The sequence below is a fragment of the Mycobacterium florentinum genome, assembly GCF_010730355.1.
Taxonomy (GTDB): Bacteria; Actinomycetota; Actinomycetes; order Mycobacteriales; family Mycobacteriaceae; genus Mycobacterium; species Mycobacterium florentinum.
This window is the reverse complement of record NZ_AP022576.1, coordinates 5,811,930-5,827,237: the sequence shown is the minus strand read 5'-3', so window position 1 is coordinate 5,827,237 and position 15,308 is coordinate 5,811,930. Positions and strand designations below refer to the sequence as shown.

Sequence of the window (15,308 nt, the reverse complement as noted above, 5' to 3'; positions counted from 1 at the left end):
CCCCCGCCGACTAAGTGAGGGCGCGGATGCCCGCTCGGACCTCGTCGACGAAGAGGTCCGGCTGTTCCAAGGCGGCGAAGTGACCGCCCTTGGTGACGGCATGGTAGTAGCGCAGGTCGGTGAACCTGGTGCGAAGCCACCGCTCGCTGACCCGAACGATTTCCTTCGGGAACAGGGTGTAGGCGGACGGCAGGGCGACCTCGTCAAATGAGCTGATCAACGAGAAGCTCTCCCAGTACAGGCGCGCCGACGAGGCGGCGGTGTTGGTCAACCAGTACACCATGACGTTGTCCAGAATGACGTCGCGCGCAACGGCGTTCTCCGGGTGCCCACTGCAGTCGGTCCACGCGTAGAACTTCTCGGCGATCCAGGCAAGTTGACCGGCCGGCGAATCGGCGAGCCCGTAGCCCAACGTCTGCGGGCGGGTGGCCTGCTGTACGGCGTAGGCACCCTCCTGCTCCATGTATGCCGGCAGTCCCCCGACGGCCAGCTCATCGGGGGTCAATTCGCCGAGACCTCCCAGCGCCTCCGGTGAGGCCAGCGCCATGTTGACGTGAATCCCGAGCAACCCGGCGGGGGGCTTGATGCCCATCGCGGTAGTCACGAACCCACCCCAATCGCCGCCCTGCGCGTAGTACTGCGGGTAGCCCAACGCGACCATCAGTTCGTCCCACGCCTCGGCGATTCGCTCGATGCCCACACCGGGAGTCGTTGGCTTGTCGCTGAATCCATATCCCGGCAGCGAGGGAATGACCACGTGAAAGGCGTCTTCGGCCACGCCGCCGAAGCGTTCCGGCTCGGTCAGGGGGCCGATCACGTCGAGAAACTCGACCACCGACCCCGGCCAGCCATGCGTCAAGATCAGCGGCCGAGCGTCACGATGCGGGGAACGCACGTGCAGAAAGTGGATGCCGAGGTCGCCGACGGTCGCGTGGAACTGCGGATAGGCGTTGAGCCGGTTGGCGACCCGGTTCATGTCGTAGTCTTTCGCCCAATACTCGACCAGTTCGCGCATGTAACCCGAGGGGATGCCCTGTGACCAGTCGGACACGGTTTCCGCGTGTGGCCACCGCGTCCGGTCCAGACGAGCGCGCAGATCCGCGATGTCGGCCTCGGAAATCTTGACACGAAAGTTGCGAAACTCGACCATGCCGATCACTCTCCCGCGAAGTTAACGATCACTTACAAACTCTGGCATCTCGGTGCGGATGTTTTATGTTTTGCTGCAATGAGAATAGTTCTGCTATTGCCATCGTCAAGAACAATCGTTCTCATCCTCATCCGTACGATGTCGGGCCGGGAACGACGCCGGGGCTTCATCGACACGGCGAATCCCGTCAGATATGATTTTAATCGCAGTTAGATTCACGTCAGAACGCGGCAATGTCCGCTCCCGGCAATCGAAGGACTGGTCATGAAGGACGCTCCCCCACCACGTGAGGCCGACGTCGTCGTCGTCGGATCCGGCCACAACGGGCTGGTCGCGGCGGCGTATCTGGCCAAAGCCGGTCTCGACGTCCTCGTCGTCGAGGCCTCGCCGACGGCCGGCGGGATGACGTCGACCAATCCCTTTGCCCCCGAGGCGCCCGAATACACGATCAACGAGGCGTCGATCCAGGCATCGCTGTTCCGCACCACGACCATCGACCGGGACTTGGAGTTGTCGCGCAAGTACGGACTCCGCCAGACCGTCATCGATCCCGCCCACTTCCAACTCTCCGCCGACGGCGCGTCGCTCGGCTTGTGGCGCGATCCCCGCAAGACCGCCGCCGAACTGGAGTACTTCTCGAAGAAGGACGCCCGCGCACTGCTCGAACTCTACGAAGTCATCGACGCCGCCGTCGAGATCGGCCTGCCGATGATGCAGACCAGCGTCACCGAGCCCGAGATCAAGAACATTCTGAAGTCCGCGCGCGCGGTCGTGAAGAACCGCAAGCAACTGGCCGCTCTCGGCCGCTGGATGTCGAGCTCGCAGGCCGAAGCCATCGAAGAGAGCTTCGAGCACGACATGATCCGCGCACCCCTGCTCTCAAGCCTGCCGTTCATGCCGTTCGACGCCGACATGTCCGGGTGGTCGCTGATCTACCTGGGCGTGCTGAGCAAATACGGCGTCGCGATGTTCCACGGCGGCACCGGCTCCCTGCCCAAGGCGCTGATCGGCGTGATCAAAGACAACAAGGGCGACGTGATCACCAGCTCGCCCGTCGAGGAGCTGATCATCGCCAACAACCGCTGCACGGGCGTGCGGATCAGGGGCGGCGCCGAAATCCGGGCCCGCCGGGCGGTCCTCACCGCCTGCAGCCCGAAGACCACGTTGACCCGGCTGCTCCCGCGCGGCGTGCTCGAGCCCAAGAAGCAGAACGCGGCCGACCACATCCCGACTCGCAAGCGAGGGATCGCCGACGCCAAGGTCAACGTCGCCCTGTCGGGCCGCGTCGACATGTCCAAGCACGAGAAATGGCGTGGCGACGGCATCGACCTGCGGCAGGCGTGCAACTGCTATCACACCTACCAGCAGGCGCTGGATGCCGCGCGGTCCTGCGTGCTCGGGAAGGTGCCCGACGCGATCCCCGGCCTGGCGCAGGTGACCAACTCCTTCGACCCGTCGATGTCACCCCCGGGCAAGGACCTGTGGTGGTTCTGGACCGGCCTGACCCCGTCCTTCCCCGAAGACGGCTGGGATGTCGCCCGCAAGCACATCACCGACAGCATCCTCAAGGACGCCGAGCTGTACTACAAAGGCGTCGAGGACATGCAGGTCGCCGTGCGGCCGCTGATGCTTCCCGATATCGAGGAGCGGTTCTGGGCGATCGACGGTTCGGTGTATCACGTGGACCCGACCATCACCCGATTCGGCCCGAACAAGCCGGTGGCGGGCTTCGCCGGGTACAAGACTCCGGTCGACGGCCTCTACCTCACCGGGTCGGGTACGCACCCGGTCGCCGGCATCAGCGGTATGCCCGGCCAGAACGCGGCGCGCGTCATGCTCAAACACCTCCACCTGGAGGACAAGGGTGGCCGGCTGGGTGTGCTCAAGGAGTTGGTGACGCGCCGCAAGAAGGCCGAGAGCGACCCGTACTCCAGCGGACAGAACGACCCGTTCCCGGCTGAACTCTGAGCCGGCAGTCGGGCCGCCGCCGAGAACTGGTCCCCAGCAATACTTCTGGGTAAAGAGCTAGTCCTGGATCGACAGCGCGCTGGTCGGGCACTCTCGCACGGCTTGCTCGACCGCGGCACGCTCATCCTCGGACGGTTCGGGATTGATTGCCTGCGCCTGGCCGTCGTCGCCGACCTCGAACACCGTCGGCGCAGCCATCTCGCACAATCCGATTCCCGAACACTTCGTAGTGTCGACGGCCACCTTCATCAGAACATCCTCCGCATGATGTTCAGCGCCCGCTGACTGTACGGCGGATAGACCAGGCCGGGATCGGGTTTGGCCGACTTCGCCAGCACCGCACGGCGATGGCTCAGCGCCTCGAAGCCCCATTTACCGTGATAGGCACCCATACCACTGGCTCCGACGCCACCGAACGGCAGCGACGGAACCAAGCAATGCATGGCCACATGGTTGATCACCGCTCCACCCGACGGAATGCGGTCGATCAGGCCGCGGCCGATCTGGCCCGAAGCAAAAATGTAGAGCGCCAGTGGCTTTGGCCTTTCGTTGACGAAATCGACTGCGTGATCGAGGGATTCGACCGCTATAACAGGCAGGATCGGGCCGAAAATCTCGTCGGTCATCACCGCATCGGTCGGTGATGGGTTGAGGATAACGGTCGGTTCGATCCGCAGCGTGGCGCCATCCGCGCGCGCCCCGGTAACCACCTTGCCGTCCGTGGTACTGATCAGCGAAACCAAGCGGTCGAACTGACGTTGGTTGACGATCCGCAACGCCGGATCCGGTTCACCCGAACGGAAATCGCGAACATTCGCGACGATCTTGCCGACCAACTCGTCGACGACCCGACGGTCGGCCAGCACATAGTCCGGTGCGATGCACGTCTGGCCCGAATTCATCAACTTCACCCACGCGATGCGTCGCGCGGCGACATCGATGTCGGCGTCGGCCGCAACGATCACCGGACTCTTGCCGCCCAGTTCCAACGTCACCGGCGTCAGGGTCGGCGCAGCGGCGGCCATGATCTTCTTGCCGATCTCGGTGCCGCCCGTGAAGAGCGCGTGGTCGAATCCCGCCGCAAGCAGCTCCTGGGTCACGGCCGCATCCCCTTCAACGACCCGGACCGCGTCCGGATCGACGTACAGCGGAAGCAACTTCGCCAACAACGCCGATGTTGCGGGCGCGAGCTCGGAAGGTTTGATCACCGCGCAGTTGCCGGCAGCTACCGCGGCCACCAACGGCGCCAGGCTCAGATACAACGGGTAATTCCAGGGCCCGATGATCAGCACCACACCCAGCGGGTCGTATTGGACCCAGCCGCGACCGGGCAACTGCGCCAACGGCAATGACACGCGCTGCTTGCGCATCCACCGCTTCAAATTCTTGCGAGCGTAGACGGCTTCGCCCTTGGTTGACGCGATATCACCCAGCCACGCCTCCGTCGGGGAGCGACCGAGGTCTTCGGCCAACGCCGTCGCGATGTCCGGCTCTCGCTCCGCGACAAACCGCTCGATCCCACGCAGCTGCTGCAGTCGCCATTCCAAGCCGCGGGTCCGGCCGGAACCGAAGACCCGGCGAACCTCGGCAAGCACGCTGGCGCTGTTGGTTGTCTCCAGTGCGTGAATTGTCACAGAATCTCCTGAAATGCCTCAGATTTCGGGGGCGGGCACTACGCCACTGCCCACCGCCCCGCTGATGCCGCCGTCGACAGCAATCGCCTGTCCGTTGACCCACCTCGCATCATCGGATGCCAAAAACAGCACGACGTCGGCGATGTCCTCGGGATCGGCATGGCGCCCCAGCAGATTCTTCAATCCGTCGAGGGTGTCCTTGCCCATCGACTCCTCGAAGTCGACCAGAATCGGCGTCTCCACCGGCCCGGGAAGCACTGCGTTGATCCGGAATCCCATCTCGCCCAACGCCAGACCCATCGACATCGCATAGACCGTGCTGACTTCCTTGGAGAAGTTGTACGCATTGCCCTGCTGCGGGTTGGCCTTGAACCATGCCGCACCCTCTTCGAAGGTATCGGTGCACAACAGGTCTCGAATCGCATCGAGACGCAGTGGCCAGCCGAAGCCGGCGGTCGACGACACGATCGTGACCGAGCCGCCCGGCTTGAGGCGCTCGAAGAACGACTCGGTCAAGTGCCGCACCGCAAGGCTGTTGACGGCTACCACCAAATCGGCGGGCGCGGTGCCGGGAATGCCGGCAACGTTGATCAACCCGTCGAACTCGCCATCGAGTTGCTCCACGGCGCTGTCGATGCTGTTCGGATTCGCCAGGTCGACCTCGACGTGGCGGGTCACGTTGGCGGTCGGTGTGTTGCGGTCCAGGCAGTGCACCTCGGCCCCGGCGGTTAGCAAGCGCTCGGCGACCGCATGGCCGATACCCGATGCCGCGCCGGTGACGACGTACCGTTTGCCCTTGAAGTCGGCCATGATTCTCCTAGTCGAGGGTGTAGGGAAGCGATTTGACTGCGGTGATGAAATTGCCGGTCAGATACTCGGGTTCGCCCACCCGCAGGTTCGGCGCCCGGAAGATCAGCTCGCGGAAGATCGACTCCAGCTGCATCTTGCCCATGAAGGCACCCATGCAGAAGTGCGGCCCGCCGCCGCCGAATGCGACATGGGGGTTCGGCGATCGGGTGATGTCGAACTCGTAGGGGTTGCTGAAGACCCGCTCGTCGCGGTTCGCCGACGAGTAAACCATTGTGACCCAGTCACCTTCGCGGATGTGCTGGCCGTGCAGCTCGGTGTCCTGGGTAGCGGTGCGCCGGAATGTCATCACCGGCGTGGTCCACCGGACGAACTCCTCGATCGCGGTCTTGATGTGACCGTCGAAATCCTTTTCCAGCAACGCTTTCTGCTCGGGGAACTGTTGCAGGGCAAGTGTGGTGAAGGTGGTGGTGGTGCGGGTGGTGTCATTGCCCGCCACCGACAGCAGGACGAAGTAGGGGCCCAGCTCGTCGTCGGTGAGTCGCCGCCCATCGATCTCGGCTTGCACCAGCGAGGTCATCACGTCGTTCTGCGGATGTTCACGTCGCGCCTCGGCCAGGCCGATCCCGATATTGAGCAGTCCGACAAGGGAATCGGTCAGTACCTCTCCGGGTTCGCGTCCGGCCGCGACATCGGGATCGGCCCACGCCACCATGCCCTCGGCCAGGTGTGCCGCCTCGTCACGCTGATCCTCGGGCAGGCCGAGCATCTCGTAAATCGTCCACATCGGTAGCCGCTTGGCCACCTGCTGGACGAAGTCACCGTCCTTCGTTTTGATCAGGTCGTCGACAATGGATTTGGCCTGGTGCTCGATCTGGTCCTTGATCTTGGCGACCTGTCGCGGCGTGAAGACCGAGCTGACGAGCCGCCGCAGGCTCGAGTGTTTCGCACCGTCCATACCCAGGAAAGACTGGGTGGCGTCGAGCATCTCCTCGGGCACGGCCTCGAACGTGATGCCCTGCCCGGAACAGAAGATCTCCGGGGTCTTGCTGACGTAGCAGACATCCTCGTGCCGGGTTACCACCCAAACGCCGTCGATCTCGGGCTCCATCATTGAGCCCTCAATCGGGGGGTGCCAGCTGACCGGCCGTTCGTCGCGCAGGATCTTGAAGGACTTCTCGCGCTCGTCGAAGCTCTGCGCCCAGAAGGCTTGCTTGGAAATGTCTACCGGATCAAAGGGCGGGCGGTCGATCTTCGGTGTTGTCTCAGTAGTCATGCGTTTGCCTCCAGATAACGGGCCTTCAGGCTCCTCTTCACCAGCTTCCCGGTGGCTGTCCGGGGAAGCTCGTCGACGAAGTCGACGGTGCGCGGAGCCTTGTAGTGAGCGATACGGTCTCGGACGTAAGCGATGATCTCGTCGGCCAGTTCGGCGGATGGTGTTGTCCCGGACTTCAATTGAACGACCGCCTTGACCTGTTCACCCATCTCCGGGTCGGGAACGCCGATCACCGCGACGTCGAAGACCTTGGGGTGCAGCGCGAGGACGTTTTCGATCTCCTGCGGATAGATGTTCACCCCGCCGGAGATGATCACGAATGCCTTGCGATCGGTCAGGAACAGGTAGCCCTCCTCGTCGACATAACCGATGTCGCCGACGGTGGACCAATTCTGGTGCGCGGGATGCCTTGACGAGGCGGTCTTCTCGGGATCGTTGTGATACTCGAAGGGCACCACATCGCGTTCGAAGTAGACGGTGCCGACCGCGCCGGGTGGCTGCTCGTTCCCGTCGTCGTCACAGATGCGCAGCACACCGAGCGCAGCCTTGCCAACCGAACCGCGCTTGTTCGTCCACTCCGCGGTGGTGATCACCGTGGTGCCGTGTTGCTCTGTCGCACCGTAGTATTCGACGAGGATCGGGCCCCACCAGCCGATCATGGCGTCTTTCACCTCGGGTGGGCAGGGAGCCGCGGCGTGCACCGCGATGCGCAGCGAGGAGACGTCATAGCCGTTGCGAACCGCCTCGGGCAATTGGAGCATCCGGACGAACATCGTCGGAACCATCTGGGTGACGGTCACCCGATACTGCTGGATGGCGGCCAGCGCCTTCTCCGCGTCGAAGCGCTCCATCACAACGACCGTGCCGCCCAGGGCCTGGACGCCGGCACACCACTTCAGCGGGGCGGTGTGGTAAATCGGTGCCGGCGAAAGGTATACGTCCTCGCTGGAGATCTTGAAGACGTGTGCCAACAGCCCGACCAGCGGGTCCCCGGGCTCGTCGACCTGGATCGGCAGCAGATGCGGCTTGATGCCCTTGGGCCGTCCGGTCGTGCCCGACGAGTACAGCATCTCCGCACCGCGCGGTTCGTCGGCCAATCGCGGCCCGGCCGTGGCCAATAGCTCGCCGTACGGCCGGTACCCCGTGACCTCCCCACCGAACGCGTACCAGTGCTCGACGTCGGGAACCAGGTCGAGCAGTTGTTCGGCCAGTTCCCGCACACCAGAGGAGGCGACGACCACCCGGGCCCCGCTGTCGCGCACGATGTAGGCCGCTTCCTCCGGCGCTAGATGCCAGTTGACCGCGGTGATGTACAGACCGGACCGCAGTGCGGCCCAATAAATTTCGAACGCCTCGGCGGCATTGTCGGAGAGCATCGCGATGACGTCGCCCTTGCGCAGCCCCATGGCATGTAGCGCCGACGCCAGCCGAGCCGAATTGTCGTCGAGTTGTCCATAAGTGAGCGTCCGGCCCGAGTCGGCCAGGATCACGGCCGGCCGATCGGGCGCGGACGCTGCATGTGTGCCTGGAAACATACGTTTAGACGAGCAGGTCGTCGCGACCGTCGCTCTTGAGTCGCTCGATATAACTCGGATAGAGCTTCTTGCCCAGCGGAGCCAGCTTGAGCAGGCTCGCCACATTGCCGTCGACCTTGATCTTCTTCTTGGCCATGGCCAGCGGCAAGTTGACCTTGCCCTGCCAGTATCCGTTGCCGGTTTCAGCCGTCATGGACATCGTCGCTGTCGGGGCGGGCCCGCCGTCCAGACCCTCGCGCACCGACTTGTTTCCCATGTCGATCACGACGAGGGCCTCGGGGTCGGTGAAGTCGAACGCCACGACAAGCCCGGTGGCGACTAGCTTGGGACCGATCTCCTCGTCATCGAAGGCCGTCTCGAAGATGCCGCCGATGTACTTCCTGACCTCCGCCGAGTCTTTGAACCCCATTGTTCTCCTAATTTACTTTCGATTAAATTCCCGCCCCAGACAAGTGGCCTTGCTTGGATTGGCCCCATGACCACAGGCTATGACCTCTGTCACAGGAACGCTACCATAAGTTGACTTATGGTCAAGGCCGCACAGTGTCCGCCAACTTCTCAGCGGGCTACCCGTCAGCACGCAGTCTCCCGCCTCCGCCTGCCCACTACATCGGGCAAACACGTGAATGCGATGGGTGGTGCTTGCCCGCCACCACTCATGATGGATATAGTCGACTACTATCTTTGATGGAAGGCGAGCCATGAGCGACGACGCTTTGTACCGCGCCGTGCTGAAGGTTTGTGCGTGGACAGGCCCCACGATGACTGCGCTCTTTCTCGCCGGAGCTGTGCCACTCGCGAAATTCTTTGTGCCGCCTTACTCCGCTGAGCACAGCCCGGCCGGGGTCGCGCACATGTACGTCGACAATCTCACCGGGATCCGGGTCGGATGTGTCGTGATGTGCTTCTCCGCCGCGCTTTTCTTACCATTTGGGCTGTCCATCGCCGCCGTGGTTCGACGAACCGACTCGGCGGGGGTGTTGCTTTCTTGGATTCAGGTCGCCTCAGTAGCGGTTGCCACGATCGTGATCCTGTTCATTCCGATCTTTTGGGGTATTGGCACATATCGCGCTGGCTCGGTGTCCCCGGAGATCACCCAAACGTGGAACGACGCGGGCTGGTTCGGTGTGTTGTTCGCAGTACCGCCGTTCAGTCTGTGGTGTGCGGCCATCGCGGTGGCAATCATGCGCCGCGATGGTTTGCTTCCACGGTGGGTGGGCTACCTGAACCTTTGGATGGCAATCCTTTTCATGCCGGCGATGATGATGATCTTCTTCAAGCACGGACCGTTTGCACAAAACGGTGTTCTGACCTTCTGGATGCCTGTCGCCGTGTTCTTTGGCTGGATCATCACGATGTCTTGGGCTGCTGCCCGGCAGGCGAGACTTCCTTCCGGGCCACCCGGCGAGACGCTTAACCCTGGTCGCGAGGCGGCCTCGGCGACGAGCGCAATGTAGGACCGGGGCATGTCACGGCGGCAACGCTGGCTTAGGCCGACAGCGCACCCTCTGCCCGCCGATTTCGAAGGACTGACGTGAGTCGAAGGATCATTAAAATTCGCGGCTGGAGCGGCACCGGCGTCCTGGTCGTTATAGCACTCGGCTTCGCAGGGTGGGCGCAATTCTTCCCGCGACGAGGCCAGCATCCCTACCAACAGTCAAGCAGCCGTGGCTGGCCTGATAGATCGCGTACGGTTCGGTGATGGCGATAGGCCCAGATTCGACGCGGCGCCAGCCACGACGCAAGCCCGGCGAAGTCAGAGAGCTACTCGTCGGCGCCGCACGGGAAGCATTTGTCGACGTCGGCTACCAGGGCGCATCTCTTCGCCAAATCGCACTCAGGGCGGGCACCACCCAGGCAGTGCTCTACCGCTACTTTCCTTCGAAGTCGCAGTTGTTCGAGGAGGCGGTGCTCCGACCGTTTGAAGACTTTGTCGCCCACTTGGTCGACGATTGGCGTCAGACTTCGGTGTCGGTACTGTCCACCGGCGATCTCATCGCTGGCTTTACCCGATCGCTCTACGATTTCACCGTCAGACACCGCGGTCTCATCATGGCCTTACTGGCCGCCGACGCGCACAGCGAGGATCCGATGACTGAGACCAAAATGTCGTTCGCACAGACCATTCACACCGTCGTCGGCCGCGCCCTCGATGACGCGGCACATCGGGGGTGGGCCGACATAGACGTCGAAGTGGCGGCGCCGGCGACCATGGCCATGATAATTTCGACCGCATTGCTCGACGACTGGCTCTTCCCGCAGAGCGAACGACCAAAGCGCGAACGCATCCTCAACGAGATGATCCGCTACGAAATCCGGGCCATCACCGGGGAAAATTCGCCCTAGCCGGCCAGGTTCGATCCACCAAAGCGGTTATACCGCAGTCGTTTCGGGGTCGACTCAGACAAGCGTGCTACTGACCCCTGACTGTGAGTTCGGCGTGGATCGGATAGCCGATAAAGTCATCCACCGCGGGCACTCGTTGGCGGCGGCGACGGTTACCATGCCTCACCATGTACGACACGCATGCGATCCTGGACGCCATCGATCACCACACCGTACCGATCCTGGTTGGATTCGGGTTGGCGATGGTCCTGCAAAACATCGCGATGGTCACCGCGGTGGTGATGACCCGGCGTGACGGGTGGATCTCGATTCCGCTGCCGTGCACATTCCTGTGGTTCGCCCACGATTTCGGCGTGGTAGCCCGATTCAACACCTGGTTCAACGTGTACGACCATTGGTTCCTCAAGTTGTTCTGGCTCGGCTTGCTCACCGCGCTCATCCTCGAGCTCGTCTTCTTCGTTCAGGCGCTGCGGGTCGGGCGCGCCGAGTATCTGCCGAACGGCACCCAGGCCCAATGGAGCGCGCTGGTCGTCGCCGGCGCGGCGGCATTCGTGGTCGTCTGGGAATACATGAAGATCGTCTGGGACGATCCGCTTTACCAAGCCGCACCCGCGATCACCTTGTTCCTGCTGCCGTTGGCGACCACGGCCCTACTCTTACGCCGACGGTCCGCCGTTGCGCAGTCTCCGGTCATCTACGGGTGTTTTGCCACGATGGTGGTGCTCTGGTGGGGCGTGACGGCCGGCTACTACGGCAATGGATTTGCGACCTGGCAGTACCTGCTCACCGGTGTCGTCGCGTTCGTGATGCTGGTTGGCATCACCGTCGCCGTGGCACGGATGCGGCGGGACGCCGAGACGCGAGTCCCGGCCGCGGTTTGATTCGAGCCCATTAAGGGACTGCCAGTCCCTTGACGGGTTAGGCGGGGCGCTATAGCGTCAGTGGTCGCCCAGTCGACGCCGCCAGGAGCCCTTCAGTGACACTCGTTGTCTACGGAGCGACCGGTGCCACCGGCCGCCGTGTCATCCAATTAGCGTCAGCCGCAGGTATTTCCGTGATTGCGACGGGACGTAACTTGGCCGCACTCGCCCGGCTCGGTGTCGACTATCGGGTGGCGTCGCTCGCGCCCGCGGAATTGGACGCAGCGTTTAGCGGCGCTGCGGTCGTCGTCTCGTGTGCGGGTCCGTACACCCATTTCGGGCCTCCGGTACTCGACGCGGCCATCCGCGCCGGTGCCTCGTATGTCGATTGCACCGGTGAACCACGTTGGGTGCAAAGCATTGTCGACGAGTTCGAGAGCCGGGCCATCCAAGCGGGCATAGCGGTCGTGCCCTCGCTGGGCCTGGGTGTGGCAACCGACATCGCCGCCACCGCAGCGGCGGAACGCGTCGGGGGCGCCGGCAGCGTGCGGCACTTGCACTGTGCGGTCAAGATCGTCGGCATGCGCCCCTCCCCCGCCACCATGCGTTCGACGGTCGAACTTGTGGCAGGTGGAGCACCGATAGTCGAGAGCGGCCGTGTTTGTTGGGAATTGGCGGGGAGCCGGATTCACCGCTTCGCGACGGGACGCGGCGCGCTGTTCAGCACCCCGGACGCACTGGTGCTGGCAAGAGCGTATCCGCGGGCACATATCGAATGTCACGTTCAGCCCGTCGCCATGGGGCCCGCATTGGCCGCCGGCGGATTGTTGTGGCGGATTCCGGGCAGCCTGGCGGCTACCCGCGCATTGCTCGCCCGCCCAGCACATTCCGCGGCACACGCCGGCGGTGGGCGTTCGTTGGTGACGGCCGAGGCCGAAAGCGCCTCGGGACGATGCACCGTCACCGGCTCGGTCGACGACGTCTACGACATCACCGGGCGCGGGGCGTTCGCGGTGGCACGAGCGCTATTGGCCGGCCCCGGAAAGCGCACCGGGCTTCGCAACGCGGGACAGTTCCTTCCCCCGCCCCAGCGGGCCGCCGACGATCTCGGTGTTCGACTTACGGTGTGCTGACCGAAGATTTAACAGCATTGCGTTACAAATGGATTAGCCAAAGTAGGCGATTTTTGACACGCGCATGATGCGAAACATTGCGTAGTGACATATTGTCCGACTGTGATTGAGTGGACTCAGCCAGGTGGCGGAACGAACGCGCAACACGGCGGCCCTGCGAGAGCGGCGTAAAGCGGCCCTCGAGCTTAAGCTACTCGCCGCCGTCGAACGCCTGCATGAAGAGGGCCTCGCGTACGGCGAGGTGAGTGTGGAACGACTGCTCACCGCGGCGGGGGTAACGCGTTCTACGTTCTGCTCCTAGTTCGATGACAAGGACGCGCTGTTGAGCGATCTTGCCGGCGCTGTGCTCGACGAGTTGCTCCAACCGTGGTTTGCCATCGACCCGACCGGGTCCAAGGAAGATCTGCGTCGGGGCATCGACGGAATTTTCCGCACCTATCGTGCTCATCGCGCCATCATGGTCGCGATCGATGAGCCCATGCCCGGGGGCAGTGCCGAGCGCGAGTTCGAAGGACTGATGGCACGCTCGACCACGGCGGTTTCGGCCTATATCAAAGCCGGGCAGTCGTCCGGCACCGTCGATGCGGCGTTAGACGCGAATACCCTTGCGGCACTTTCGATGTGGATGAGTGAGCGCGGACTGGCTAAGTCGGTCGCGCAGGCGGGACCTCGTGAGCTGGAGGCTTTGGCGGATGGGCTCACCGAAATCTTTTGGCGCACACTGCGCGGAGGAGCCGCGGCATGATGGCGCCCGCGTCGATAGATCGGCAGGAGCACGGTCGGCGCCGAGGCAAACGAGACGAGACCCGCAACGACCTGCTGCGCGCCATGCAAGCGATATTGGAGTCGGGCGAAACATTCGCACAGGTCAGCGTGGAACGCCTCGCGGCCGAAACTGGGATGTCGCGCACCCGTTTCTACATGTAATTCGAAGACCTCGGCGATCTGCTGTGTTCGGCATACGCCCGAGTTGTCAATGAGGGCAAAGAGATCGTCGCGAAGTGGTGGGACGACGACGGCTATATCGAGCGAGAGCGGATGAGAAGAATCCTCGGCGAACTCGTCCGTTATCGGGCCGAACACAGCTGCGATGGCGCGAAGCAGGTCCAGTAGTAGCCCTGGTCTAGGGTCTCGGCCTCGATGACGTGCTCGACGCCATCGGACCGGAACACCACCATAAATGACCGTGCAGATGCGCCGATCGCTATCGGAGCTGTGCCGAACTGCCGTCTCGGGCAGGACCCCCAGCGTGCCGAACGCCCCAAGCGTCCCCACCGTGACCGGCCGCATCCAGAAGCTGCTACTGAGCGGCGTGACGACGCCGGCGAGATCCTCCTCGGCGTTGACGGTCGTCCAGTAGGTCGTCGGACCGCCCGGCTGATGCAGAGGATCTACAGCTACTTTCATACCCGTCTACGCCACACGGACCTGGCCCGGCGGCGCAAGGCGTCTTGACGCTCGGCGGGTGTAACCCGGGCCGACGACGCCGGCAACTCCGCCGCCAATGCCGACAGCGGAACTGTTCTGATTTTGGGCAGCGGCGTGCTGTCCGCCTTGTAGTAGCGCGCGGTGATCAGCCCGACGGTATGACCGCCCGCGTCAAGCCAGTTCGCGTAACCCGGGTCCTCATGGGCGATGACCGCACGGAACACGCCGTCGTCGTCGAGCACCGCCTGGTGGCCGTTCAGCGACGTTTGGCGCAGGTTCCAGTCCAGTGCTTCCCAGAAATGGGATGTCAGCTGGTACTGCCAATACCTGGCGTTCGGCGGCGCGACTTCGATGATAACGGCTTGGTCCTTCTCGCAGCGGTAGATTCCCTTGCCGTACAACAGGTCTGCCCATGCGAAATCGATCTCGACGAACTTCAGCGAGTCGGGGGGTGCCTGGAAATACTCGTCGACGGCGAGCTTGCAGGCCGCCGGCACGATCCGGACCCAATCGATCAGCAACTGCAGCCGCTCGGCCATATCGGCGGGCTGCAGCGTCGGCGGCGGATAGTTCACACCGTCGCGCTCGATGATCAGCTCCGCGGGTTCCTCGGTATCCCAGTCGTAGTAGTACTGGCGGACGATGATCGAACCGGGACCCTCGCAGGTGCGTACCCAGTTGCCGGGCTGTTCTGTCGCCGACAGCACCACCTCGATCGTTCCATCGTCCTCGACGTGGAAGTCGCTCTTGCGATCGACGAGCTTCCAATCGGCGAGGTGCGAGGTGTGCCCGGTACGCGTCTCGACGTCGAAAAGCCTTGCGGTCCCACGCTTACCGCGGATTCGGTAGATGCCGTCGCCGTGCACGGCCGCCCAGTGGTAGCAGCAATCGGTCGCCGGGATGCCGTACTGCATGTACGGGCTGATGAATTTGACCAGCCAGGGGTAGTGGGCGTCCCACCCCTCCATCGTCATCATGATCCCGGACTGCAGTAGCCGGGTCAGGTACCGCAGCCCCTCGGCGCGCAGCAGCGGTGTGTCGACCTTGTCGTTGTCATGGACGTAGGTCGCCATTTCAGCGATCGCCTCGCCCAGGGTCTTCCACAGATCGGCCTCCGACACACGTGGATCGTCGACGACTTCGGTGTCCATGATCGTCATCTGAAGCGGTT

At 63.4% G+C, this 15,308-nt stretch carries 15 protein-coding genes; 7 read left to right on the top strand and 8 right to left on the bottom strand.

Annotated elements, in window-relative coordinates:
* Window positions 1–10 precede the first annotated feature (10 nt).
* Window positions 11–1,150, bottom strand: coding sequence for an epoxide hydrolase family protein (locus G6N55_RS27525; protein ID WP_085221712.1), 1,140 nt, complete (start codon window positions 1,148–1,150; stop codon window positions 11–13).
* A gap of 264 nt (window positions 1,151–1,414) precedes the next feature.
* Here G6N55_RS27525 and G6N55_RS27520 point away from each other — a divergent pair, with 264 nt between their 5' ends.
* On the top strand, window positions 1,415–3,118 hold the full coding sequence (locus G6N55_RS27520; RefSeq protein ID WP_085221433.1) for a phytoene desaturase family protein: 1,704 nt from the start codon (window positions 1,415–1,417) through the stop codon (window positions 3,116–3,118).
* 57 nt (window positions 3,119–3,175) lie between these two features.
* Here the strand turns inward: G6N55_RS27520 and G6N55_RS27515 are convergent, their stop codons facing one another.
* Genes G6N55_RS27515 through G6N55_RS27490 form a run of 6 tightly spaced genes read right to left on the bottom strand, consistent with a single transcriptional unit; the run spans window position 3,176 to window position 8,779 of the window.
* Complete coding sequence (locus G6N55_RS27515; RefSeq protein WP_085221432.1) at window positions 3,176–3,367, bottom strand: ferredoxin; 192 nt, start codon at window positions 3,365–3,367, stop codon at window positions 3,176–3,178.
* Complete coding sequence (locus G6N55_RS27510; RefSeq protein ID WP_085221431.1) at window positions 3,367–4,752, bottom strand: aldehyde dehydrogenase family protein; 1,386 nt, start codon at window positions 4,750–4,752, stop codon at window positions 3,367–3,369. The genes G6N55_RS27515 and G6N55_RS27510 overlap by 1 nt, the downstream gene beginning before the upstream one ends.
* 18 nt (window positions 4,753–4,770) lie before the next feature.
* The gene (locus tag G6N55_RS27505; RefSeq protein WP_085221430.1) at window positions 4,771–5,562 is read right to left on the bottom strand and encodes a coniferyl-alcohol dehydrogenase; all 792 of its coding nucleotides are present in this window, start codon (window positions 5,560–5,562) and stop codon (window positions 4,771–4,773) included.
* Between the two features lie 7 nt (window positions 5,563–5,569).
* On the bottom strand, window positions 5,570–6,835 hold the full coding sequence (locus G6N55_RS27500; RefSeq protein WP_085221429.1) for a cytochrome P450: 1,266 nt from the start codon (window positions 6,833–6,835) through the stop codon (window positions 5,570–5,572).
* A complete protein-coding gene (locus tag G6N55_RS27495) occupies window positions 6,832–8,370 on the bottom strand; it encodes an acyl-CoA synthetase (protein ID WP_085221428.1) in 1,539 nt (512 codons plus the stop codon). Before G6N55_RS27495 ends, G6N55_RS27500 begins: the two co-directional genes overlap by 4 nt.
* A gap of 4 nt (window positions 8,371–8,374) precedes the next feature.
* Window positions 8,375–8,779 carry an SCP2 sterol-binding domain-containing protein gene (locus tag G6N55_RS27490; RefSeq protein WP_085221427.1) on the bottom strand — a complete coding sequence of 135 codons (405 nt, stop codon included), beginning with the start codon at window positions 8,777–8,779 and terminating at the stop codon, window positions 8,375–8,377.
* A gap of 292 nt (window positions 8,780–9,071) precedes the next feature.
* Here G6N55_RS27490 and G6N55_RS27485 point away from each other — a divergent pair, with 292 nt between their 5' ends.
* The 6 genes from G6N55_RS27485 to G6N55_RS27460 all read left to right on the top strand — a co-directional run bounded on the left by G6N55_RS27485 (window position 9,072) and on the right by G6N55_RS27460 (window position 13,636).
* A complete protein-coding gene (locus G6N55_RS27485) occupies window positions 9,072–9,827 on the top strand; it encodes a hypothetical protein (RefSeq protein ID WP_085221426.1) in 756 nt (251 codons plus the stop codon).
* A 244-nt stretch (window positions 9,828–10,071) separates the two neighbouring features.
* On the top strand, window positions 10,072–10,716 hold the full coding sequence (locus G6N55_RS27480) for a TetR/AcrR family transcriptional regulator (RefSeq protein ID WP_085221425.1): 645 nt from the start codon (window positions 10,072–10,074) through the stop codon (window positions 10,714–10,716).
* Window positions 10,717–10,883: 167 nt separating this feature from the next.
* A complete protein-coding gene (locus tag G6N55_RS27475; RefSeq protein WP_085221424.1) occupies window positions 10,884–11,597 on the top strand; it encodes a hypothetical protein in 714 nt (237 codons plus the stop codon).
* A 95-nt stretch (window positions 11,598–11,692) separates the two neighbouring features.
* Window positions 11,693–12,709 carry a saccharopine dehydrogenase NADP-binding domain-containing protein gene (locus G6N55_RS27470; protein ID WP_085221423.1) on the top strand — a complete coding sequence of 339 codons (1,017 nt, stop codon included), beginning with the start codon at window positions 11,693–11,695 and terminating at the stop codon, window positions 12,707–12,709.
* A 322-nt stretch (window positions 12,710–13,031) separates the two neighbouring features.
* Window positions 13,032–13,454, top strand: coding sequence for a hypothetical protein (locus tag G6N55_RS27465; RefSeq protein ID WP_085221422.1), 423 nt, complete (start codon window positions 13,032–13,034; stop codon window positions 13,452–13,454).
* Window positions 13,451–13,636 carry a hypothetical protein gene (locus G6N55_RS27460; RefSeq protein ID WP_139826757.1) on the top strand — a complete coding sequence of 62 codons (186 nt, stop codon included), beginning with the start codon at window positions 13,451–13,453 and terminating at the stop codon, window positions 13,634–13,636. The genes G6N55_RS27465 and G6N55_RS27460 overlap by 4 nt, the downstream gene beginning before the upstream one ends.
* 476 nt (window positions 13,637–14,112) lie before the next feature.
* On the opposite strand, the gene G6N55_RS27455 is transcribed toward G6N55_RS27460, so the two are convergent.
* A complete protein-coding gene (locus tag G6N55_RS27455; RefSeq protein ID WP_085221419.1) occupies window positions 14,113–15,297 on the bottom strand; it encodes a DUF1214 domain-containing protein in 1,185 nt (394 codons plus the stop codon).
* Window positions 15,298–15,308 lie beyond the last annotated feature (11 nt).

Excerpts from the sequence above, each read along its gene's own strand:
- G6N55_RS27525 (WP_085221712.1), bottom strand. The coding sequence starts at position 1,150 with ATGGTCGAGTTTCGCAACTTTCGTGTCAAGATTTCCGAGGCCGACATC.
- G6N55_RS27520 (WP_085221433.1), top strand. The coding sequence starts at position 1,415 with ATGAAGGACGCTCCCCCACCACGTGAGGCCGACGTCGTCGTCGTCGGA.
- G6N55_RS27515 (WP_085221432.1), bottom strand. The coding sequence starts at position 3,367 with ATGAAGGTGGCCGTCGACACTACGAAGTGTTCGGGAATCGGATTGTGC.
- G6N55_RS27505 (WP_085221430.1), bottom strand. The coding sequence starts at position 5,562 with ATGGCCGACTTCAAGGGCAAACGGTACGTCGTCACCGGCGCGGCATCG.
- G6N55_RS27500 (WP_085221429.1), bottom strand. The coding sequence starts at position 6,835 with ATGACTACTGAGACAACACCGAAGATCGACCGCCCGCCCTTTGATCCG.
- G6N55_RS27495 (WP_085221428.1), bottom strand. The coding sequence starts at position 8,370 with ATGTTTCCAGGCACACATGCAGCGTCCGCGCCCGATCGGCCGGCCGTG.
- G6N55_RS27490 (WP_085221427.1), bottom strand. The coding sequence starts at position 8,779 with ATGGGGTTCAAAGACTCGGCGGAGGTCAGGAAGTACATCGGCGGCATC.
- G6N55_RS27485 (WP_085221426.1), top strand. The coding sequence starts at position 9,072 with ATGAGCGACGACGCTTTGTACCGCGCCGTGCTGAAGGTTTGTGCGTGG.
- G6N55_RS27480 (WP_085221425.1), top strand. The coding sequence starts at position 10,072 with ATGGCGATAGGCCCAGATTCGACGCGGCGCCAGCCACGACGCAAGCCC.
- G6N55_RS27475 (WP_085221424.1), top strand. The coding sequence starts at position 10,884 with ATGTACGACACGCATGCGATCCTGGACGCCATCGATCACCACACCGTA.
- G6N55_RS27460 (WP_139826757.1), top strand. The coding sequence starts at position 13,451 with ATGATGGCGCCCGCGTCGATAGATCGGCAGGAGCACGGTCGGCGCCGA.
- G6N55_RS27455 (WP_085221419.1), bottom strand. The coding sequence starts at position 15,297 with ATGACGATCATGGACACCGAAGTCGTCGACGATCCACGTGTGTCGGAG.